Annotated in this window: 15 protein-coding genes; 5 read left to right on the top strand and 10 right to left on the bottom strand. The window is 65.7% G+C overall.

The window, feature by feature from the left end:
- Positions 1-78 precede the first annotated feature (78 nt).
- Both ABDV69_RS04610 and ABDV69_RS04605 read left to right on the top strand, forming a co-directional pair.
- On the top strand, positions 79-882 hold the full coding sequence (locus ABDV69_RS04610) for an SDR family oxidoreductase (RefSeq protein ID WP_343572150.1): 804 nt from the start codon (positions 79-81) through the stop codon (positions 880-882).
- A 68-nt stretch (positions 883-950) separates the two neighbouring features.
- On the top strand, positions 951-1736 hold the full coding sequence (locus tag ABDV69_RS04605) for an alpha/beta hydrolase (RefSeq protein ID WP_343572149.1): 786 nt from the start codon (positions 951-953) through the stop codon (positions 1734-1736).
- Between the two features lie 10 nt (positions 1737-1746).
- Here the strand turns inward: ABDV69_RS04605 and ABDV69_RS04600 are convergent, their stop codons facing one another.
- From ABDV69_RS04600 to ABDV69_RS04590, 3 genes are all read right to left on the bottom strand, one after another.
- Positions 1747-3063 carry a cytochrome P450 gene (locus ABDV69_RS04600; RefSeq protein ID WP_343572148.1) on the bottom strand — a complete coding sequence of 439 codons (1317 nt, stop codon included), beginning with the start codon at positions 3061-3063 and terminating at the stop codon, positions 1747-1749.
- Between the two features lie 58 nt (positions 3064-3121).
- Positions 3122-3958 (bottom strand): phthiotriol/phenolphthiotriol dimycocerosates methyltransferase, encoded by an 837-nt coding sequence (locus tag ABDV69_RS04595; RefSeq protein ID WP_343572147.1) that lies wholly within the window; start codon positions 3956-3958, stop codon positions 3122-3124.
- A gap of 133 nt (positions 3959-4091) precedes the next feature.
- Positions 4092-5093 (bottom strand): diiron oxygenase, encoded by a 1002-nt coding sequence (locus ABDV69_RS04590; protein ID WP_343572175.1) that lies wholly within the window; start codon positions 5091-5093, stop codon positions 4092-4094.
- Between the two features lie 467 nt (positions 5094-5560).
- Here ABDV69_RS04590 and ABDV69_RS04585 point away from each other — a divergent pair, with 467 nt between their 5' ends.
- On the top strand, positions 5561-7054 hold the full coding sequence (locus ABDV69_RS04585) for an NAD(P)/FAD-dependent oxidoreductase (RefSeq protein ID WP_343572146.1): 1494 nt from the start codon (positions 5561-5563) through the stop codon (positions 7052-7054).
- A gap of 7 nt (positions 7055-7061) precedes the next feature.
- Here the strand turns inward: ABDV69_RS04585 and ABDV69_RS04580 are convergent, their stop codons facing one another.
- From ABDV69_RS04580 to ABDV69_RS04560, 5 genes are all read right to left on the bottom strand, one after another.
- Positions 7062-7868, bottom strand: a complete 807-nt coding sequence (locus tag ABDV69_RS04580; RefSeq protein ID WP_343572145.1) for a phthiotriol/phenolphthiotriol dimycocerosates methyltransferase — start codon at positions 7866-7868, stop codon at positions 7062-7064.
- A gap of 30 nt (positions 7869-7898) precedes the next feature.
- A complete protein-coding gene (locus tag ABDV69_RS04575; RefSeq protein WP_343572144.1) occupies positions 7899-9266 on the bottom strand; it encodes a cytochrome P450 in 1368 nt (455 codons plus the stop codon).
- Between the two features lie 50 nt (positions 9267-9316).
- Complete coding sequence (locus tag ABDV69_RS04570) at positions 9317-10153, bottom strand: phthiotriol/phenolphthiotriol dimycocerosates methyltransferase (RefSeq protein WP_343572143.1); 837 nt, start codon at positions 10151-10153, stop codon at positions 9317-9319.
- Between the two features lie 281 nt (positions 10154-10434).
- Complete coding sequence (locus ABDV69_RS04565; protein WP_343572142.1) at positions 10435-14139, bottom strand: multifunctional oxoglutarate decarboxylase/oxoglutarate dehydrogenase thiamine pyrophosphate-binding subunit/dihydrolipoyllysine-residue succinyltransferase subunit; 3705 nt, start codon at positions 14137-14139, stop codon at positions 10435-10437.
- Between the two features lie 218 nt (positions 14140-14357).
- On the bottom strand, positions 14358-15113 hold the full coding sequence (locus tag ABDV69_RS04560; RefSeq protein WP_343572141.1) for a hypothetical protein: 756 nt from the start codon (positions 15111-15113) through the stop codon (positions 14358-14360).
- A 263-nt stretch (positions 15114-15376) separates the two neighbouring features.
- Here ABDV69_RS04560 and ABDV69_RS04555 point away from each other — a divergent pair, with 263 nt between their 5' ends.
- Both ABDV69_RS04555 and ABDV69_RS04550 read left to right on the top strand, forming a co-directional pair.
- Positions 15377-15598 (top strand): hypothetical protein, encoded by a 222-nt coding sequence (locus tag ABDV69_RS04555; RefSeq protein WP_343572140.1) that lies wholly within the window; start codon positions 15377-15379, stop codon positions 15596-15598.
- An 89-nt stretch (positions 15599-15687) separates the two neighbouring features.
- Complete coding sequence (locus tag ABDV69_RS04550) at positions 15688-17541, top strand: MFS transporter (protein WP_343572174.1); 1854 nt, start codon at positions 15688-15690, stop codon at positions 17539-17541.
- A 2-nt stretch (positions 17542-17543) separates the two neighbouring features.
- Here the strand turns inward: ABDV69_RS04550 and ABDV69_RS04545 are convergent, their stop codons facing one another.
- Together ABDV69_RS04545 and ABDV69_RS04540 are read right to left on the bottom strand one after the other, a co-directional pair.
- Positions 17544-20954, bottom strand: a complete 3411-nt coding sequence (locus ABDV69_RS04545; protein ID WP_343572139.1) for a TM0106 family RecB-like putative nuclease — start codon at positions 20952-20954, stop codon at positions 17544-17546.
- Positions 20955-21001: 47 nt separating this feature from the next.
- Positions 21002-21565: an LppP/LprE family lipoprotein gene (locus ABDV69_RS04540; RefSeq protein ID WP_343572138.1), complete on the bottom strand. Its 564-nt coding sequence runs from the start codon at positions 21563-21565 to the stop codon at positions 21002-21004.
- Positions 21566-21579 lie beyond the last annotated feature (14 nt).

Below are 21579 nucleotides of genomic sequence, written 5' to 3'. Positions count from 1 at the left end.
CAGGCTGAGAATCTGCGTCGCGGCATGATCGGTCGTTTCGTGTTGCCGGTGTGACTAACGCGGGTAAGGTCAGTGCGCGTGGCTCTCCCGGAACCGTCGGCAAACCGCGTGGCAGTCGTCACCGGCGCCTCGTCGGGCATTGGTGAGGCCATTGCGCTCGAGCTTGCGCGACGTGGGCATCAGCTGGTGCTGGTGGCTCGGCGGACCGACCGCCTGCAGGCACTCGCCGACGGGTTGAATTGCAAGGCGCACGTCCTGACCGCTGACTTGTCGAGCAGGGCGGACCGCGCGGCGCTTCCGGGCCGGGTCGCCGCGTTGGGCGTGACACCGGACATCCTGATCAACAACGCCGGCCTGGCGGTGCGTGCTCCGGTAGCGAAATCGATTCCGGAGCAACAACTCAACCTCGTCGAGGTCGACGTCGCCGCCGTGGTGGACCTGTGCAGCCGGTTTCTGCCGGGTATGGTCGAGCGGGGCCGCGGCGCGGTGCTGAACGTGTCCTCGCTGGCCGGGCTCTACCCGCTGCCCGGGCATGCGACATACGGTGCGGCGAAGGCATTTGTGTTGTCCTACACCGAAAGTCTGCGCAGCGAGTTGGGCGGAACCGGAGTCGTGGCAAGCGCGTTGTGTCCCGGACCGGTCGACACCGGGTTCGATGTGGTGGCCGGCTTCGACCCCGGTGAGCGGGCCGCCACCCTGCCTGGCTTCATGTGGAAGTCCGCCGACCAGGTCGCCCGCGCCGCGATCGACGGATTGGCCGCAGACAAGTGCCGCGTCGTTCCGGGTCGGATGAACCGACTGGTCGCGGCGTGTTGTCGTTTTGCGCCGCACGAGCAACTGCTGCCGCTGCTTGCGTGGCGCGCAGAGAGGAAACTCCATTGACGACATGGCGATATACGGATTCTTGGACACTGCTGAGTTCCGGTAAAGCGGACAGATAGGCTATCGCGGTGCTAGAGGTGATCGAGAAGGGCAGTGTCAGCGAGGCGCATCCCGCCCCGCTGCTTTTTGTCCACGGGGTCTGGCATGCCGCTTGGTGTTGGGACGAGAACTTCCTCAGCTACTTCGCCGACAAGGATTACTGCGCAGTCGCGTTGAGCTTTCGCGGCCACGGCGAAAGCCTGACTGACAAGCCGCTGTGGGCCTGCTCGGTCGCCGACTATGTCGCCGACGTCAGCTCGGTCGCCGACACGCTGCCCAGCTCCCCGGTGGTCATCGGTCACTCCATGGGCGGTCTGATCGTGCAGAAGTATCTGGAGTCGCACGACGCTCCGGCCGGCGTTTTGATGACGTCCGTTCCTCCGCAGGGAAACCTCGGAAATGCGTTGCGGTGGATACGGCAACGCCCGTCGGATTTCGTCAAGATGACGATCACTGGCAAAGCACTGCCGTACATCAATCCGCCGCAGCTGGCGCGGGAGCGGTTCTTCTCGACGCACACGCCGGAAGCCGACGTCGAAAAGTACGCGGCCCGCCTGCAAGAGGACAGCTCGCGCATCGGCATCGACAGTCTGTTGCTGCGGCTGCCGCGACCCAAGAAGGTGACCGCGCCGGTCCTGGTGCTCGGAGCCGACGAGGACGGCGCGCACACCCGCAAGGAAATCCTCGCCACCGCCCGCGCTTACGGCACCCAGGCCGAGTTCTTCCCCGACATGGGTCACAACATGATGCTCGAACCCGGCTGGGCCGCGGTCGCCGAACGCATCGACAGCTGGCTCGTGAGCCGCGGGCTTTGAGCCTCGCCGATCACATACCCTTGGCGGGGACCAACTCCAGCGGAAGATGTTCCAGCCCACGCATTGTCGGGTTGTCGAGATAGCGGTACTCACCGGTCAGGCGAATCTGTTCGACCCGGGGCAGCAGTTGGGAGAACACCCGGGCGCCCTCCAGCCGGGTCAGCGGTACACCCAGGCAGTAATGGACGCCGCCGCCGAATGCGAGGTGGTCGGTCGGATTGCGATCGAGGTCGAAGGTGTCCGGGTCGGGGTAGCGGCGCGGGTCGCGGTTGGCGGCGGCGAACAGCAGCAGCACCCGCGCGCCGGCCGGAATCGTGGTGGCCCCCACGGTGTAATCGCACGTCGCGGTGCGGTAGAAGCCCTGCACCGGCGAGCCCATTCGCAGCTGCTCTTCGACGGCGGCCGGAATCAACTCCGGGTGCGCACGCAGCCGCGCGTACAGTTCGGGCCGCTGGGCCAGCGTCAACAGCAAACCGGACAACATGTTCGTCGTCGTTTCGCTGCCGGCGCCGATCAACATTGCGGCACTCCAGAAGATTTCGTCGTCGGTGAGCACATCGTCGGCGTCGGCCGGCGTCATCATCGAGATCAGGTCGTCGCCGGGAGTGCGGCGTCGCTGCGCGATCAGCGGGTCGAGGCTGCGGCGCATCGCCGCGGTCGCGCTACCCGAGCGGGCGGACAGCCGCACGCCGTGCGGGGTCAGCGGCGCGAAGGCACCGGCCACCATGTCGTCCGACCATGCCACAAACTGCGGCTGATCGTGCTGCGGAATGCCGAGCATCCTGGCGATCAACCGGGTCGGTAGCGGCTTGGCCAGGCCGTTGACGGCCTCGGTGTAACGTTGGGCGATCACGGTGTCGACCAGCTCGTCGGCGACCTCGTTGATGTTCTTCTGCCAGGCCGTCATCGCCCGCGCGGTAAAAGCGCGCGAGACGAACTTGCGCAGCCGGGTGTGGGCAGGCGGGTCGGCGGCGTTCATCGACGGCAGGTATACCCGGAATCGGCTCTGGCTCTGTGCTGACGACAATTGTTCGTTGTCGCGCAACGCCTTTCGGACGTCGTCGTAGCCCGCGATGATCCAGATGCCGCGTTTGCGGTTGTACCAGACTCCTGGAACGTCGTCGCCGTTCAGCAGGGACTGGTAGCCCGGATACGGGTCGTGCATGACTTCTGCCGAGAACGGGTCGAAGTCGGTGGCGGGCGCGGTTTCCCGGCCGGTCAACGAGTAGCCGTAGGAGGTGGCCTTGTCCCGTGCCACCCCGAGTGCCCCGTCGACACCGACCTTCATCAGGCTGGCGCGAAATCGCAGCCTGCGAGCCAGCGTCATGCGGACAAACCCCCTCGTGCAGACCTACCGACGCAAGGGCAATCGCCCTTCAACGGCGTCAGTCCTTCGTGAGATGGTATGCGCGGTAGTCGATTTCACCGCGCTCGAGGTCGTTGTAGAACCACGAACCGTCGACCACGGCAAACTCGCGGCCGAACTTGCGCAGGAATGCCGGCAGGCGAGTGTCGATGATCTCGTTCGACCGAGCCGAGTTCTTCTTGAGGCCGCGCAGGACCTCGTTGTTGATGACCCGCGACGAGACCTGCCGCAGACCCGAGTTCGCCAGATCCGACTCCCAGTTCCCGAAATTGTCTCGGTTGCGGAAGTCCACGTGCAGAAAGTGCCCGCCGGGCCGCAGCACCCGGTTGACCTCGCTGAGGAAGCGGTCGAAGTGCGGGTAGATGTGCGAGGCCTCGACGTTGATCACCGCGTCGAAGGATTCGTCCGGGAACGGCAGGTTTTCGGCGTCGCCGTGCACGAAGCTCAGACCCGGCACCTTGTGCCGCTCGTTGCAAAATTTGACACCCGCCGCATTGAAGTCGAGGCCGGTGTAGGACGCCGGCTTCAGCGTCCGGGACAGGTAAGAGGCGCCACCGCCGTGGCCGGAGCTGCACTCCAAAACCTTTTTGCCGGCAAGGTCGACGCCGTCCTGGGTGGCGGTCTGGTGGTAAAGCTGAATGCTGTATCGGTTGGGCTCGTCGGCGGGGTCGAGCGGCAGGCCCAGTGGCGGGTCCTCCTCGTAGCCCCAGTTCAGGAACTGGACGTCGTCCTGGTTGTGCAGCCGCTTGGTCATCAGCGGGTACCAGTACCGGAAGAGTTTCTTGTACGTCGCCGTCGAACCGATGCGGTAGACGAGACTTGCGCCGACGTTGTCCAATGAAGGGCTACGAACCATGCAGGAAGTATCGCACAGCGTCGGCTGTGCTTGTGGTGGCCTGCCTTTGTGACGCGGACATCACTCGACGACCCGAACTCGTCGATGCCCCGACACCACGCGCGAACGCCTGATGAGTTATGCGGCAAAGGATTTAAGCGGCGTTCGCCGAAACCGAAACGTTGGTGCGCGGCGGCTCACTGCGGTAACGCGATGCGGGACCGCTGATCCGGCAAATACGCCACATCACCAGAGCGAACGGGTTCATCAACCCCAGTTCGTCGCACAGCATGCGGACATCGCCGAACATGTTCCGTAGCGTCTGACGCGAGTCCGGTGCACCGGAATACAATTCTCTGCGCACTATGCGGGGGATGTCGAACTGACGGAAGAACCGCCGCGGCGGCACCACCATTGCCTGGCCCAGCATCCGCATCACGAACGGCACGTAGAGCGACAGCCAGAATCGGCTGAACCACGTCAGCCGCGGAACCCGCCGTTGCAGGTACTCGTGGGCAAAGGAGATGTGGCGGGCTTCTTCGGCGACGTGAATCGCGAACAGGTCCCTCATGATCGGGTGCAGCGCGCCAGGATCGGGTTCGCGCAGCAAGTTGGTCTGCAGGTAGTCGAACGGCACTTCGCCGGCCAAGACCCCGAAGAAGAACGCGTTCGGTAACGGACCCGCGTAGAGCGGAATCAGCGGCGAGAGCACCCGCATCCAGATAGGCATGCCGGGAACGTCGACGCCGATGCGGTTGACGATCTCCTGGAACATCAGGCTGTGGCTGCACTCCTCGATGGATTCGTGCAGGCAGTAGCGGTACTCGGGGGAGCCGTTCGGCACCCAGAATGCGTAGTGCAACAGGCCGCGGACCAAAACGCCCTCGAACTGCGTACCGACTTTCGCCATGTTGGCTTGGCGCCACATGCCGATCGTGACCCGAGTGTCCAGCGGTTGGGCCTGGTACCAGGGATGACCTCCCAGCGGGTCCGACGTGGAGAGCACCCAGCGCGGGTCGTTCTCGGTGACCGAGAAGATCGGCGCTTCCCAGTCGACGTCGGTGTAGGGATTGAAGTGACGCACCGAAGCTTCCGACAGTGACGTCAGGGTGGCGGCGTAGTCGGTGTCGGCACTGAGATCCATGTTGCGCTTCATGCGCCTGACCACGCCGAAAAAGGCGAGCACTAGCAGCAGGCTCACCGAGAGGACGGTGCCCAGCACGACGAAGATCGCCAGCGTGACCGGCAAACTGAGCCCTCCCTCCGGACCAGTTCGGCATGCGGCTCGCGCACATGCGATCGATGGGCATAGTCGGAACATGAGACTACCGGGCGAGAATGAAAGACCTGGTACGGAACGGCCTCATTCTCGTGAACATCTCAGGTAACCCGGGTGGCTCGTGTCCAGCTGAGTTGTGCCCCGCCAACAGCCAGATCCCATTAGACAGTACACATGCCGTGTCCGCCGGTTGACCCTCCCGGGTGGAAGACTACGGAATCATCACACCGGTAGCGAGCTGGGCGCCCTTGACACCGTCGCAGGCCGGGCCCCGAGCCGCCGAACAGCGCGAACGGTTCGGCGCCGTTTCACCGTTGGTGCTGTAGGAAGCTACCCTTTAGCTTATGGATGACCAGCAGTTCGATGTGATCATCGTGGGGGCGGGTTTCGGCGGAATCGGCGCTGCGATCCAACTGAAGAGCTTGGGGTACGAGAACGTTCTGATCGTCGACCGCGAAGACGACCTGGGTGGAACGTGGCACGTCAACCACTATCCCGGTCTTTCGGTCGATCAACCGTCGCCCACCTTCTCCTACCGTTTCGAGCCGAACCCGTACTGGTCGCGGATGTACGCGCCGGGTTCCGAACTCAAGAACTACGCCGTGCACGTGGCCGAGAAGTACGACGTCCGCCGTTTCATGCGGTTCAACACCTGCGTCGAGGGCGCCCGCTGGGACGAAGACGCCCAGGTGTGGCGCCTTACGTTGGTCGGCGGCGAGACGTTGACCACCCAGTTCCTGATCGCCGCCACCGGCTTTCTGTGTCAACCCAAGATGCCGGACATCCCCGGCATCGAGACGTTCGGCGGCCGCATCATCCACACCGCTCAGTGGGATGACGACTTCTCGCCGACCGGCCGCCGCGCCGCCGTGATCGGAACCGGCTCCACCGGCGTGCAGGTCGTTCCCGAATTGGCCAAGGAAGTCGCCGAGCTCACGGTGTATCAGCGCACCCCGATCTGGGTGCTGCCGAAATTAGACGTGAAGTTCTTCCCGGCGGCGCAGCGCGTTTTCGCGCGGTTCCCGCTCACTCAGCGACTCCTGCGCTCCTACACCGACGCGATCCTCGAACTCTCCATGGTCCTCACGATGTGGAAGTACCGCTACTTCAAGGTTTTCAACAAGGGCATCTCGCAGTTCTCCAGGCTGTACCGGCTGCTCCTGGTGCGCAACCGTGAGCTGTCCCGAAAGCTGGACCCCGACTTCGACTTCGGCTGCAAGCGGCCGACGATATCCAACGACTTCTACCGAGCGTTCACCAAATCCCACGTGCACCTGGAGACCAACGGCATCGATCGGATCGAGGTCGACGGCATCGTCGCCAACGACGGCACCAAGCGTTTGATCGACACCTTGGTGCTGGCAACCGGATTCGACGTCTGGGAGGCCAACCTGCCCGCGATCGAAGTGATCGGACGCGACGGCAAGAACCTCGGAAAGTGGTGGCGCGAGACGCAATTCCAGGCCTACGAGGGTATTTCGATGCCGGGCTTCCCGAACTTCCTGTCGATGGCCAGCCCGTACGCGTGGGTGGGCCTGTCCTGGTTCAACACCGTGGAATATCAGATGAAGCACATGGAACGACTGTTCGGTGAGCTGCGGCAGTGCGGCGCTCGTACCTTCGAGGTCACCGAAGACGCCAACGCCCGCTTTCTCGAGCGGATGACCACGCTGATGAAAGATTCCGCATTCGAGCTCGGCAATTGTGTTGGCTCGCGGTCCTACTGGTTCCGCAACCACACCGGCAAGGGCGAGGCGCCGCTGTTTCGTCCGACATCGGTGCGCAGCGCCGTGAAGGAGCAGGACCGATTCCCGATGTCGGACTACGCGATAGCCTGACCGTCGATCAGTCCTTGATGAATTGGTAGATGCGGTACTCCGCGCCACCGCTGGAGATGACGTTGTAGATCCCGGTACCGGGTACGCCGGCGAAGTGGCGACCGAACGGCCGGAACAACTTCGGCAGCTGCGCGCTGATCAGGTCGAGCTTGTGCTGCGCGCTGGCGTCCAGTGAGCGGATCACGCCGTCGTTGATGACCCGCATGGAAACCTGGCGCAGCGGCATCGCTTCGAGAGCGCCCTTCCACACCGGGAATTCGGGGCGGCCGCGGAAGTCGGCGTAGAGCAGGCTTCCGCCCGGCTTCAGGACTCGGGCCACCTCGGACAGGAACTTCGAGAGCGTCGGATAGGCATGTGAGGCTTCGACATTCACGACGGCGTCGAACGAGTTGTCGCCGAAGGGCAGGTCCTCGGCATTGCCGTGTACGAAATTCAGGCCGGGCAGCTTGTGGTGCTCCGTGCAGTAGGCGACACCGTCCGGGTTGTAGTCCAGTCCGGTGTATTCGGCCGGCTTGAACGTCCGCACGATGTACGACGCGCCGCCGCCGTGGCCGCAGCTGCACTCCAGCACCTTTTTGCCGGCGAGGTCGATCTGAGAGGCGACCTGGTTGTAGAGGTTGATCGAGTACCGGTTGGCCGCGTCGTTCTCGTCCAGCGGAAGGTTCAGTGGGGGGTCACCCTCATACCCGTAGTTGAGGAAGGTGACGTCCTGCGTGTCGAGCCGACGCGTCAGGAACGGGTACCAGATCTTGTTGATGAAGGCCTTGTAGCCGCGGTAGCCGATGTCGGTGACGCGTTCGGTAGTCGTGGGCATGCCGGGAAGTATGCCAGGCAGGCGTTCGAGTCAGCTGCTGCGGTCGGAGACCGAGACCGCGTCCCGATCTTTCGCCGCGGCGTCGGTGCGACGGTAGACCACCGCGCGTGCACCCTTGCCCGGGGCGATGGCCACGCCGCGAAAGTTGCGGCTCTCGTCCGGGACATCGGTTGGCGTGAAGCGGAATTCACGAAACAGCGTCCGCAGCGTGACGTCCATCTCCATGTGAGCGAAAGACGCTCCCACGCAACGGTTTATGCCGCCGCCGAACGGCACCCAGCGGAACGACGGCGGCGGGTTGCCGATGAATCGGTCCGGGTTGAACGCCTCCGGGTCGGTGTAGTTGACGTCCGACTCGTGCGCGAGCTGGAAATCGACCATGATCGCGGTGTCCGGGGGGAGAACCCAATCGCCCACCCGAACTTTGGTCTTGGTGGTGCGCAGCGACGCCGCGATGGTCGGCCGGACGCGCTGGATTTCGTAGATCGTCGCCTGTCGCAGGTCCGATCCGCCCGCGTCGACTTCCTCGGCGAGTCGCGTCATCACGTCGGGATGGCGGCGCAAGCGCTCGACGGCCCACGCCAACTGCGAAGCGGTGGTCTCGTGGCCGGCCGCGACGAGTGTGAGTAGCTCGTCGGCGATGTGGCGATCCGATATTGGTCGGCCGTCTTCGTAGCGGGCCTGCAGCAGCAGCGCGAGCATGTCGGTGCGACCGTCCAGTGACGACTCGGCGCGCGCTTCGGCGATGAGTTCGTTGATCACCTCGTCGAACCGCCGCCGATAACCCGCCAGCTTGCCGCCGGGGCTCCAGCGACCGTATTCGCGTCGCACGATCAGCGGCATCCGCTGCATCAGCGAGCCTAGTGTGATCAGCGGCGGGATCACGATGCGAAGTTCGTCCAAGGCGTCGGCGCGCTCACCGAACGTGGCCCGCATGATCGCGTTGAGCGTCAGCCGGGTCATCGTCTCCAGCGTCTCGAACTCCTGGCCTTGCGGCCAGTTCGCGGTTTCGCGCAGCACCTCGTCTTCGACGATGCGCTCGTAATTCTTCACCCGTTTGCCAGAGAAGTTGGGCAGCACCAGCTTTCGCCGCTCAGAGTGCTCCTTGCCGAGCAGGCTGAAGGTCGAGCCGGGCCCGAACGCCTGCCCGAGAATCTTGGTCGGGCGTTCGATCAGATCGAAGCTGGTGCTGTACACCTCTTTGACGATGTCGCGGTCGTGGATGACGATCGTCTTACCGAAGAGCGGCAGGTTGATCGTGAACGGGCCACCGTAGTGCCGACTCAGCCATGGCGCGACGGAGTACTGCAGCGACGTCAGGAAAATCACGCTCGTGACGAGCTTGGGCAACCGCAGCGCGGGCGGCAGCCGCACCGGGTCGGTCGTCGCCGTTGCCATGTCACCCCTTCTATTTGTCTAGCAGCAGTTTTCAGCGTACCGGGGCGCTTCTAGTCCTTGGTGAACAAGTACACGCGGTAGGTGTACTCGCCGCCGCGCAGCGCGCCGTTGAACGCCCAGTCGGTCATGTCGCTGGCGTAGCGGGCAAAGATCCGGCTGATTGCCGCGCCGTGCCGGCTGATCCGCTCGTGCTTGCGAGGCGCGTTCTTCTCGTTGCCGCGCAGCACATTCTGGTCGATGACCGACATGGAGATCTGCCGCAGCGACGAGTTGGCCAGCGCCGCTTCCCACTCGGCGACTTCGGACCGCGGACGGAAGTCGGTGTAGAGGAAATGCCCGCCCGGACGCAGCACCCGTGCCACTTCGGACAGGAATTTCGGGACATCGGGGTAGAGGTGCGAGGCCTCCACGTTGACCAGCACGTCGAACGACGCGTCGGTGAACGGCAGAGCCTGGGCATTGCCCTCCACGAAATCCAGGTTGGCCAGGTGGTGCCGGTTCTTGGCGAACTCGATGCCGGCCGGGTTCAGGTCCAGTCCGGTGTAAGAGGCCGGGTGTGCCGTGCGCACCAGATATGAGGCCCCGCCGCCGTGGCCGCAGCTGCACTCCAGCACCTTCTTGCCGGCCAAGTCTACCTGGGTCGCGGTGCGGTGGTAGAGCTGGATGAAGTACCGATGCGGTTCATCGGCCTCGTCCAGCGGGATACCCATTGGTGGGTCTTCTTCGTATCCGTAGTTGAAGAACAACCAGTCATCGGCGCCGAGCAGACGTGTCTGAGAGGCGAACCGGGTGGTGGCAAATGACGTGAATATCACCCGGAAGACGAACGGGTTTATCACCAGCCGATGAACTAGTGGGCGACGGGTCAGGCGGTTCGCGGTGGCCATCGCGGAAGTATGACAGACGCGCAGGGGTGACAAACTACGCGGTTGGTGCCGCCGATCCTTGCCGGATTTGATTGCGGTTGACTCGTCCCACTGGTGGCGTGCGTATCGAAGCGCCACCGGCGTTCGGGAGCACGCTGGGGTGACAGCACCAGCATTGGCTGCCGGGCCGCAGTCGACGGTCACGTCGAAGCCGCGAGATCTGGAACGAAGCGAACGCGTTCCCGCACTGCCGGATCAAGGGCGCATGACCAGCCACCACCTGCAGCACGAGCATGCCGCGATCAGCGGAACGCCAGGTCGATGATGTCCTGCTGTTCGACGGCGTGCACCTTCGACGAGCCCGACGACGGCGCCGACATGGCACGACGTGAAATCCGTTTGATGCCAGTCAGTTTGTCTCCGAAGAGCTCGGGCAGCTCCAGACCGAACCGGGGCCAGGCGCCCTGGTTGGCCGGCTCTTCCTGCACCCAGAAGTACTGGTTGATGTTCGGGTAGCGCTCCAGGGTCTCGGTGAGCCGGTGGAACGGCAGCGGCGCCAGTTGCTCGATGCGCACGATCGCGATGTCGTCCCGGTTGTCCTTGGCCTTGCGGGCAGCCAGCTCGTAGTAGATCTTGCCGCTGGTCAACAGCATTCGAGTGGCCTTGTCGCGATCGCCGACGCCCTCGGTGTAGGTGGGCTCTTCGAGCACCGAGCGGAATCGATTTTCGGTGAATTCCTTGATGTCGCTGACCGCGGCCTTGTTGCGCAGCATCGACTTCGGGGTAAAGACGATCAGCGGACGCTTCACCCCGTCGAGGGCATGGCGGCGCAGCAGGTGGAAGTAGTTGGCCGGCGTGGACGGCACCGCGATCGTCATCGAGCCTTCCGCCCACAACTGCAGGAAGCGCTCGATGCGCCCGGAGGTGTGGTCCGGGCCTTGGCCCTCATGTCCGTGCGGCAGCAACAGCACCACGCTGGACAGCTGGCCCCACTTGGCTTCACCGGAGCTGATGAACTCGTCGATGATCGACTGCGCCCCGTTGACGAAGTCGCCGAACTGGCCTTCCCACAACACCACTGCGTCCGGGTTGCCGACCGTGTAGCCGTATTCGAAGCCGACGGCGGCGTACTCCGACAGTGGCGAGTCGAACACCATGAAGTTTCCGCCGGTCGGGTTGCCGTCCTTGTCGACCGTCAGCAGCTGCAAGGGGGTGAACTCGGCGCCGGTCTGGCGGTCGATGATCACCGAATGCCGCTGGGAGAAGGTGCCACGACGGGTGTCCTGCCCTGAAAGCCGGATCAATTTGCCTTCGGCCACCAGTGAACCCAGCGCCAGCAGCTCACCGAAGGCCCAGTCGATCTTGCCCTCGTAGGCCATCTCCCGGCGCTTCTCCAGCACCGGAGTGACCCGCGGGTGGGCGGCGAATCCCGCTGGCAGCTCAAGGAATGCGTCACCGATCCGGGCCAGCAGCGTCTTGTCGACCGCGGTGTCCAGGCCGGCGGCGAGCATCTGGTTGGACTCCACCGACATGCTCGCCTGCACGCCGTGCTTCTCCAGTTCGCGGACGTCGTTGAAGACTTGCTCCAACTGGCCCTGGTAGTCGCGTAGCGCGTCCTCGGCCTCCTTCATCGAGATGTCGCCACGGCCGATCAGCGCTTCGGTGTAGGTCTTGCGGACGCCGCGTTTGACGTCGACGACGTCGTACATGTATGGGTTCGTCATCGACGGGTCGTCGCCCTCGTTGTGCCCGCGGCGGCGGTAACACAACATGTCGATGACGACGTCCTTCTTGAACTTCTGCCGGAAGTCGACGGCCAGCCTCGCCACCCACACACAGGCTTCCGGGTCGTCGCCGTTGACATGGAAGATCGGCGCCCCAATCATTTTCGCGACGTCGGTGCAGTACTCGCTGGACCGCGAGTACTCCGGCGCAGTGGTGAAGCCGATCTGGTTGTTGACGATGATGTGGATCGTTCCGCCGACGCGGTAGCCGGGCAGCTTGGCCAGGTTCAGCGTCTCGGCGACCACGCCCTGACCGGCGAAGGCGGCGTCGCCGTGCAGCATGATCGGTACGACCGAGTTGCCGCGTTCGCCCTCGCCCTTGTCCAGCAGGTCCTGCTTGGCCCGGACCAGACCCTCGAGCACCGGGTCGACAGCTTCCAGGTGCGACGGGTTAGCGGTCAGCGAGACCTGAATGTCGTTGTCGCCGAACATCTGTATATACGCGCCGGTGGCGCCGAGGTGGTACTTGACGTCGCCGGACCCATGCGCCTGGGCCGGGTTGAGGTTGCCCTCGAACTCGCTGAAGATCTGCGAGTACGGCTTACCGACGATGTTGGCCAACACGTTGAGCCGGCCCCGGTGCGGCATGCCGATGACCACCTCGTCGAGTCCGTGCTCGGCGCACTGGTCGATTGCCGCGTCCATCAGCGGGATGGTGCTCTCGGCGCCCTCCAGCGAGAACCGCTTCTGGCCGACGTATTTCGTCTGCAGGAAGGTCTCGAACGCCTCGGCGGCGTTGAGCTTGCTCAGAATGTACTTTTGCTGCGCCACAGTGGGTTTGACATGCTTGATCTCGACGCGCTCTTCCAGCCAGGCCAGCTGCTCGGGATCAAGGATGTGGGTGTACTCGACGCCGATGTGCCGACAGTACGCGTCGCGCAGCAGACCGAGGATGTCACGCAGCTTCCGGTACTCCCAGCCGCCGAACCCGTTGACCTTGAACACCCGGTCGAGGTCCCACAGGGTCAGCCCATGGGTGACCACCTCGAGGTCGGGGTGGCTACGAAACCTGGTTTTGTCCAACCGAAGTGGATCGATGTCGGCCATCAGATGCCCGCGGTTGCGGTAGGCCGCGACCAACTCCATCACGCGGGCGTTCTTGTCGACGATCGAGTCGGGGTTGTCGGTGCTCCACCGGATCGGCAGGTAGGGCACACCCATCTCGCGGAACAACTCGTCCCAGAAGTCGTCGGCGAGAAGCAGTTCGTGGATGGTGCGCAGGAAGTCGCCCGACTCCGCACCCTGGATGATGCGGTGGTCGTAGGTCGAGGTCAGCGTGATCAGCTTGCCGATGCCCAACTCGGCAATGCGTTCAGCGCTGGCGCCCTGGAGTTCGGCCGGGTATTCCAACGCGCCTACACCGATGATCGCACCCTGACCGGCCATCAGCCGCGGCACCGAGTGCACGGTGCCGATAGTGCCCGGGTTGGTCAGCGAAATCGTCACGCCGGCAAAGTCTTCGGCGGTCAGCTTCCCGTCGCGGGCCCGTCTGACGATGTCTTCGTAGGCGGTGACGAACTGGCCGAAGCTCATGGTTTCGCAATGTTTGATGCCGGCGACCACCAGCGACCGTTTGCCGTCTTTGCCCTGCAGGTCGATGGCCAGACCCAGGTTGACGTGCGCGGGGGTGACCGAGTTCGGCTTGCCGTCGATCTCAGCGTAGTGCCGGTTCATGTTCGGGAAGCTCTTGAGCGCCTGCACCAGCGCGTAGCCCAGTATGTGGGTGAACGAAATCTTGCCGCCGCGGGTGCGTTTGAGCTGGTTGTTGATCACGACGCGGTTGTCGATCATCAGCTTGGCGGGGATGGCCCGCACGCTGGTCGCGGTCGGCAGGTCCAGCGACTGCGACATGTTCTTGACGACGGCCGCGGCGGCGCCGCGCAGCACCTGAACCTCGTCGCCCTCGGCGGGTGACGGGGCGGCCGGCTTGGGTGCCGGTGCCCTCGGAGCCTGGGCCGCGGGCGGCGGGGTGCTGGGCGCGCCGTTGCCGGACGCGGCGGGCAGGGGTGCGGCCTGCGGGGGAGTCACCGCGGGCCGGGGAGTTGCTGCCGGCGCGGGAGTCGGCTGTACCTCAGCCGGAGTTTCGCCGATCGATTCGGGGTTGTAGTCGACCAAAAATTCATGCCAGCTCGGATCGACCGAGGAGGGGTCGTCGCGGAATTTGCGGTACATCTCCTCGACCAGCCATTCGTTCTGTCCGAATGGTGAACTCGTACTGCTCACAGCGGCTGCTCGCCTCGATTCCTGTGTCGGTGAAAGCGCTCTGTCACGCTCGCCACTACATCCGTGTGCCGGAGGTCTGATTGTCCGGATCGTCCCCGGGACCGCCCGCATCGTCGCCGGCGGTCTGCGGCTCCGACCGACCGCCTCATAAAGGCTAACCCTTTGTCGACGATCCGCCATGTGACTTCGTGCCGGATAGCGCTGCCGTTACGCCGCGCTCAACCTGCGTCGGACACCGTCGGCAACAGGTGCAGAGTCACCGGCCACTTCGCCGGCGGCGTCCCGAAGGCGTTGCGGGCGTTGCGCACGATCTTCTTGCCCGCCAGCCGGTTGCCGACGGCACCGATCAGGGCGCCGATGCCGACCGGCAGGATCGTGGCGAACAGCAGCGCGCTGCGACGCAGCGTGAATCTCCGCACCGCGCGCTTGAGCAGTCGCGAGTTCAGCTGTGACAGCGCCGGCATCGGCAGCGACGCCATGGCTTCGGACAGCCAGGCCCCGCTGGTGCGGCCGCCACCGATGAGTTCGGTCATCGCCTGTTTGCTGTCGTTGCCGACCAGCACCGACGGCACCAGGGCGCGCCGTCGTTCCCGCTCCTCGGTCCAAACCCCATACACCGACGCGATTGCCAGCGCGAAGAACGCTGTCGCCTCCAGGAACACCGCGGTCTCGCCGGCGGCGGCGGACAGCGCCCACAGCGTGCCCAACCCGGGCAGCACCGCGGCGGAACCGACCGCTGCGCCGCTGGCCGTGACGGCTGCCACGTAGCGCTTCTCCAGCTTCGCGACGACGGTGGCCGGGCTGGCGTCGGGATCTGCGCGGCGCAGCCGCTCGACGTAGGCGGCCGCGGCAGGTCCCTGGATGCGGGAGCTGCGCTCGATGATGCCGGCTAACGCTCGCGCCGACCGTTTGGGCTTCCCCTCGGTGGTCGCGGGCAGCGAGTCGGGCGATGACCGGTTGCGTCGGGCGCTCATGGATGCCTCCGGATCTGATGGCCCAGTTCCTCCCGGGCCGCTTCGCGGCTCGCATCGTCGCCGGGCTGAAGTGCATTGCCAGGCTTCTTTGCGGGTGGTGACGTGCTTTCAGGCTAGCGTCGGTGCCGGCAAACGTGGGGCCAGGCGTCCGCACGAGCAGTCCGTTGGGAATAATCCGACATGGATACCTGCGATGACGATGCGGGGTCGCGCCCGGCTCGACGATGAGCTCGGCCGGCCCGCCGAGCAAAAACGGACAGTCGATGGCCTACCAGCTCAGCTCGTTGGATATTTGGGTGTTGGTGCTGCTCAGAACTCATCCGATGGATGGTTACGAGCTGTTCCAACCCCTCGTCGAACGTCATGCCGAGCCGATGGTGCAGGTCCGGCCCGGCTCGCAGTGTTACGTCGTCGACCGGCCGACCGGGACCGCGCGGGACGGTAGGCGGCCAGAGCGGAAACAACCGAACGAGGTGGCGATATGACCACGGTGACTGCTCGCCGTCGACCGGGCGGCGGCCCGGCCGCGGGGAAGCGCGCCGACGAGGTGAACCCCTGGACCGCGCTGTGGGCCATGATGGTCGGCTTCTTCATGATCCTGCTCGACTCGACGATCGTCGCGGTCGCCAATCCCAGCATCATGATCAAGCTCGGCACGGGCTACGACACGGTGATTTGGGTGACCAGCGCCTATCTGTTGGCGTACGCGGTCCCGCTGCTGGTATCCGGTCGGCTCGGTGACCGATTCGGCCCGAAGAACCTCTATCTGATCGGCCTGGCCGTCTTCTCCGGCGCCTCGTTGTGGTGTGGGCTGTCGGGCACTATCGGGATGCTGATCACTGCGCGGGTGGCGCAGGGCGTCGGCGCCGCGCTGATGAGTCCCCAGACGTTGTCGTTGATCACCCGGATCTTCCCGTCCGAACGCCGCGGGATCGCGATGAGCGTGTGGGGTGCGACTGCGGGTGTGGCCACACTGGTCGGTCCCTTGGCCGGCGGTGTGCTGGTCGATTCGATGGGCTGGGCCTGGATCTTCTTCGTCAACGTCCCGGTCGGGATCATCGGCCTCGGGCTGGCGTTCTGGCTGATCCCCGATCTGCCCACCCACAATCACCGCTTCGACCTGATCGGGGTGGGGCTGTCCGGGGTGGGGATGTTCCTGGTCGTGTTCTCGCTGCAGGAAGGCCAGTCCCACGACTGGGCGCCCTGGATCTGGGCGGTACTGGTCGCGGGTGTCGGCTTCGTGACGGCGTTCTTCTACTGGCAATCGATCAGCATTCACGAGCCCCTGATCCCGCTGGACATCTTCCGCGACCGCGACTTCAGCTTGTGCAACGCCGCCGCGGTGGTCATCGCCTTCGCGGTCACCGGGATGATCTTGCCGCTGATGTTCTACGCCCAGGCGGTGTGCGGATTGTCACCGACGCGGTCCGCATTGTTGACCGCGCCGATGGCGATCACCAGCGGTGTGCTCGCGCCGATCGCGGGCAAGTTGGTCGACAGGGCGCACCCGCGGCCGGTGGTCGGATTCGGCTTTTCGGCGCTGGCGATCGGCCTGACGTGGCTCTCCATCGTGATGACGCCGTCGACCCCGATTTGGCAGTTGGTGCTGCCGTTCTTCGCGCTGGGTGCGGCGATGGCGTTCATCTGGGCGCCGATCACCGCGACCGCAACCCGCAACCTGCCCCAGCGGTTCGCCGGTGCCAGTTCCGGTGTGTTCAACGCGACACGCCAGGTGGGTGCGGTGCTGGGCAGCGCCGGGATGGCGTCGTTCATGACGTCGCGAATCGCCGCCGCACTGGGACCACTGCCCGACGGCGGTTCGGGACCGCCCGGCGGTCCGGGCGCAGGCCTGGAGATGCCGGAGTTCCTGCACGTGCCGTTCGCCGCCGCGATGTCGCAGTCGATGCTGTTGCCGGCCTTCGTGGCGCTGTTCGGGATCGGCGCGGCGCTGTTCCTGGTCGGATCCACCGGGTCGACTGGCGACGACGGGCCGCCTGCCTCGGAGAGTGACAGTCCGGATGCGCCGACTCGAGGGGTACGGGTGCGGCCAAGCGCCGCAGAGGGTTTCGCGAGCGGCTCGGACGGCTTCCGGGACGGCTTCGACGACGACGACGACTACGTCGAGTACACGCTGCCGCCGGCGTCCGCTGCCCCGCCACGACCGTCCCGCGCCGCCGCACCGCCGCCCCGCAGGCTCGCCGACGACGAGCGTCACTGGCCGACGCCCGAAGAGTCATGGCAAAGCCAGCTGGATGACATGACGACGACCACGCAGATCGCGCCAGTCGAGCGCGGTCGCGTCGAGCCCGATGAACCCTTCTTCGATGACCTCGACACCTACGGCGGGTCCAGCGCGCACGACGACAGGGGCAACGGCCAGCACCGGCTGCCGCCCAGCCGGCGCCGTCGCGTCGATCCCGACGCGTAGCGCTAACCGGGTGCCGTCAGCGCCAGGAACGCGCCGAGTTCCACCAGGCCGGACGGCGCCGACGGTAGGTACTCGGTCAGCGCGTGCGCCCGCACGATCACGGCGGCGTACTGCGCCCGGCTGATCGCCACGTTCAGCCGATTGCGGTTGAGCAGGAACGGAATCCCGCGCGGGATGTCGTCGACCGACGAGGCCGTCATCGACACGATGGCCACCGGTGCCTCGGCGCCCTGGAATTTGTCGACGGTCCCGACCCGGACGTCGCCGAGTCCTGCGGCCGCCAGGTGCCGGCGCAGCAGCACCACCTGCGCGTTATAGGGAGCCAGCACCAGCACATCGGTGGACGTCAACGGCCGGGTGCCGTTCTCGGTCGTCCAGTCCAAGCCGACCAGCGTGCTGATCAGCTCGACGATCGCGTCGGCTTCCTCCGGGCTCTCGGTCGAATTGCCTTGGTGGGCAACGCGAAGCACCTGCAGCCCGGGCGGATAGCCGTCCAGTCGGCGCGCCCCGGTGAGCTCTTCGTATGGCTGCAAACGACCCTCGTAGGACAGCGCTGACACCGGAGCGCACACGGCGGGATGCATGCGACGTGAGCGATCCAGGAAGTAGCCGCGCTCGGTGGGCAGCGTGCGGTGGTCTTCGACGAGCCAGCCCAGCGCGGACCCGTCGACCGGTTCGGGATGAGTGCCCAGGCTGACCTGCGGCAGCTGCTGGGGATCGCCGAGCAGCAGCAAGTTGGCCGCCGACGCGGCCACCGCGATGGTGTTGGCCAGACAGTACTGGCCGGCTTCGTCGATCACCAGCAGGTCCAGGCTGCCCGGCGGAACCCGGCCGGGGTTGGCGAAGTCCCAGGCGGTGCCGCCGACCACGCATCCTGGTGTGCCGCTGATGAATCCGGCGTACTGTTTGACGCCGATCTGCTGCCACGCGACGCCCGGACGGTTGCCTTTCTTGGCCACCCGCGCCGATTCGAGGCCGGCGTTGACGGTGCCCTGGAGCAGGTTTTCCACGACCGCGTGTGATTGCGCGACGACGCCGATGCGCCAACCATGCCCGGTAACCAGTCGGGTGATGACGTGCGCCGCGGTGTAGGTCTTGCCGGTCCCCGGGGGACCGTGTACCGCGACGTACGACGAATCGAGGTCGAGCAGGGCGGCGGTGATGTCGTCGACGGCGTCGCCACTTCTGGGAAGCTCGCCGCCACTGCGGGTCCGGGGGCGGTGGCGGAGCAGGATGTCGGCCACGGCGGTGCGGGGGAGTTGCGGCAGTTCCGCGGCGAATTCGGCCGCCGCCGCTTCGATGGCCGCACGTAGCGGCGTGGTATTGACCGGCCCGCCCGGCGTCAGCGCGAACGGGAGTTCGGGAAAAGTGCTGCCGTCGACCGGTGTGCGTTCGCAGATGACCACGGTTGTCGGCACGGTCGGATCGTCGTAGTCGACGACTTCGGCGTGGCCGGCCGCGCGTCGGTCGGGGTTGTCGGTCAACCCGGCCGGGGCCGGCGGCTCGTAGAGCGCGAAGACCTCGGTGTTGAGCGCGCCGCGGGCCAGTTCGCCGGTCAACCGAACTCGGCGCTGCGGCTTGCGGGCCTTGGGTGGTCGGTTCCACTCGACGGCGACGTTCGCCTCGCTGACGATGAATACGTCTGTCTGGTCGGCCCATTCGTCGACGGGGTAAATCAGTCGGTCGAAGTGCGCCCACCAGAACGGCTTGTCTTCGCGTCGGTGAAAACCGCGTGCGGCCGAGACCAGCGCGACGGCCGTCTGCTCGGGGGTGCGGTCACCGGTCGCGGCGTCGCCGCTGAATGCGCGCAGGGTATCCGCGAGCGGGTCTGCTGCCTCGATCACCGCGGACTCGGAAACCGGTTGGGCGCCTGTCGGTGTGACGCCGTTTTCGACGGCCTGGCTGATCAGCCAATCACGAAGTTCGCGGGTGGACTGGCAGTCGTACTGGTTGTAGCTCTCGATCTCCTTGAGCACGGCGGCCGCCTCGTCGAACTCGCCGTTGGCTCGCAGTTCGCTGTAGCGCGCATACTGCGTGATCGAGTCGGCGGCTGTCGTGACGTCGCCCGACCGCAGCCGCGATCCCATGTAGAGCGGCTCCAGCGCCTTGAGGCTGAGCGACTCGCTGCCGGCTCGAATGCTCTTGCGCACAATCGGATACAGGTCGACCAGCGTCCCGCTGCGCAGCAAGTCGTCGACCTCGTCCTCTCCCACGCCGTGGCGCCCGGCCAGCCGCAGCAGCGCCGTCTTCTCGTACGCGGCGTAGTGATAGATGTGCATGTCGGGAAACTGCTTGCGCCGCTCGGCCACCAGCGCGAGGAAGTCGGTGAGCGCCGTGCGCTCGTCGGGGCGGCCGTGCGCCCACAGCGGATGGAAGGCGCCCGCTGTGCCGCCTTCGAGAACACCGAACAGATACTCCAGACCCCAATCCACGCCGTCGGCGGTCCACAATGGGTCGCCCTCGAAGTCGAAGAACAGGTCGCCCTCGTCGCAGTCGGGCAGCAGGGTCAGCGGCTGCGGATCTTTGACCTCGAATTGCGGCGTGCCAGTGTCGCGTTCGCGAATCTGCAGCCTGGCCTGTGCGACGAGGGTGTCCACCGAACGGGCGGACATGTCGGCTACCGGTCCGGTGTGCCCGGCCAGGCCGGCGACCGTGGTGATGCCCGCCTGGACCAGCTTGGCGCGCTGGCTGACTCGCAGGCCCGCGACGAGCAGCAGGTCGTCGGCGGCGCGCACCGGCTCCTCGCAGACCGGGCATCGCAAGCACGCGCGGACACCTGCGTCTTCCAAGCGCACCGGGGTGCCGCGGGCGTAGTGCTCGTCGAGCAGGCGCTGCAGTCGCCCGCGTTGTTCGCGGTACACCGGGATCAGTTCGTCGACCTGGTAGGTGACCGCGGTGCCGTTGCCGAGAACCAATTCGGCCGCAGGGTGCACCGGAACACCGGCCTGGCGCAACATGTCCGCGTAGGCGGCGATCTGAAGCAGCGCAGTGACTTTCGCCGATCGGGCCAGCTTGGTGTCAGACACCTGATACATCCCGTCGCGGCGCACCAGAAAGTCGGCGAACCCGACGAAGCGGCCGTCGAACATCGCGGCCTGACAGAGGACCGCAGCGTGGTCGTCGATCTTTCGCCGGGTCTGGACGGCGGCCGCCGTGACATTCTCGACGGTGAATGGGACGGGTCGGCCGATGATCGCGACGCCGTCGCCGTGCTCGTCGCGCAGGTGGTCGAGCCGGCGTCGCTCGTGCTCGTCACCGAGAGTCGCGGTGCGTTCCAGTAACTCGTCGGTAACAATGACTCGTTGCCCCCAGCCGAGTTTCGCATCGAATTCCCGCAGCAGGGCGTATTCACAGCGCGCTGCGGCAGCGAGGTCCGACGCGCTGTAGACGATGCTGTCGCCGGCCATGAACACAGCAGCCACTGTAGGCGGCCGCACTGACATCTCGGGCCGGCTGAGCCTCAGTTGTTAGGGATCAGCTCCACGCCGTTGCCGTTCCAGCGGAACTTCACAATGCTGGGCAAGCCGATCCCACCGGAGTAGCTCAGCGCGACCGTGTCGCCGGTGCACGCCGAGTTGTCCAGACCGTTGAAGCCGTAGGTGTCCGGCACGCCCTGCGGCGGTATCAGCTTGCCGAGATGGAACAACACCGCCCGGGTGTTCGGATTCTCGGCGTTGGTGTTGGCCTTGACGATCACCGCGGACAGCTGCGCGCACTGGTTGAAGTTGCCGGCCAGTGGCTCGGGGTTCCACGGCTGGTGGCTGCGCGGGTCCTGCGGCAGCTCGGACACACCGCGGGCGATCGCGGGATCGGCCAGGTTGACCACGCACGGGTCGACGGGTCCGGGGGTGGTAGGGGCGGTAGTCGCAGGTGGCGGCGCTGCCGTCGGGTGCGGAGCGGCGGTTGAGTGGGTGGTGGGCTCCGGAGTCTTGGCGACGGTCGAATCTCCCGACCCGCACCCGCTCAGCGTTGCGGCGAGGAGTGCGGCGGCGGTGAGCCCCGTCAGCCGCGTTCGTATCCACACAACGCCGCACCGTA

This window comes from Mycobacterium sp., from assembly GCF_039583785.1.
Lineage (GTDB): Bacteria > Actinomycetota > Actinomycetes > Mycobacteriales > Mycobacteriaceae > Mycobacterium.
This window is presented reverse-complemented; position numbering and strand designations above follow the sequence as displayed.

Excerpts from the sequence above, each read along its gene's own strand:
- ABDV69_RS04600 (WP_343572148.1), bottom strand. The coding sequence starts at position 3,063 with ATGACGCTGGCTCGCAGGCTGCGATTTCGCGCCAGCCTGATGAAGGTC.
- ABDV69_RS04595 (WP_343572147.1), bottom strand. The coding sequence starts at position 3,958 with ATGGTTCGTAGCCCTTCATTGGACAACGTCGGCGCAAGTCTCGTCTAC.
- ABDV69_RS04590 (WP_343572175.1), bottom strand. The coding sequence starts at position 5,093 with ATGAAGCGCAACATGGATCTCAGTGCCGACACCGACTACGCCGCCACC.
- ABDV69_RS04585 (WP_343572146.1), top strand. The coding sequence starts at position 5,561 with ATGGATGACCAGCAGTTCGATGTGATCATCGTGGGGGCGGGTTTCGGC.
- ABDV69_RS04580 (WP_343572145.1), bottom strand. The coding sequence starts at position 7,868 with ATGCCCACGACTACCGAACGCGTCACCGACATCGGCTACCGCGGCTAC.
- ABDV69_RS04575 (WP_343572144.1), bottom strand. The coding sequence starts at position 9,266 with ATGGCAACGGCGACGACCGACCCGGTGCGGCTGCCGCCCGCGCTGCGG.
- ABDV69_RS04570 (WP_343572143.1), bottom strand. The coding sequence starts at position 10,153 with ATGGCCACCGCGAACCGCCTGACCCGTCGCCCACTAGTTCATCGGCTG.
- ABDV69_RS04560 (WP_343572141.1), bottom strand. The coding sequence starts at position 15,113 with ATGAGCGCCCGACGCAACCGGTCATCGCCCGACTCGCTGCCCGCGACC.
- ABDV69_RS04555 (WP_343572140.1), top strand. The coding sequence starts at position 15,377 with ATGGCCTACCAGCTCAGCTCGTTGGATATTTGGGTGTTGGTGCTGCTC.
- ABDV69_RS04550 (WP_343572174.1), top strand. The coding sequence starts at position 15,688 with ATGATGGTCGGCTTCTTCATGATCCTGCTCGACTCGACGATCGTCGCG.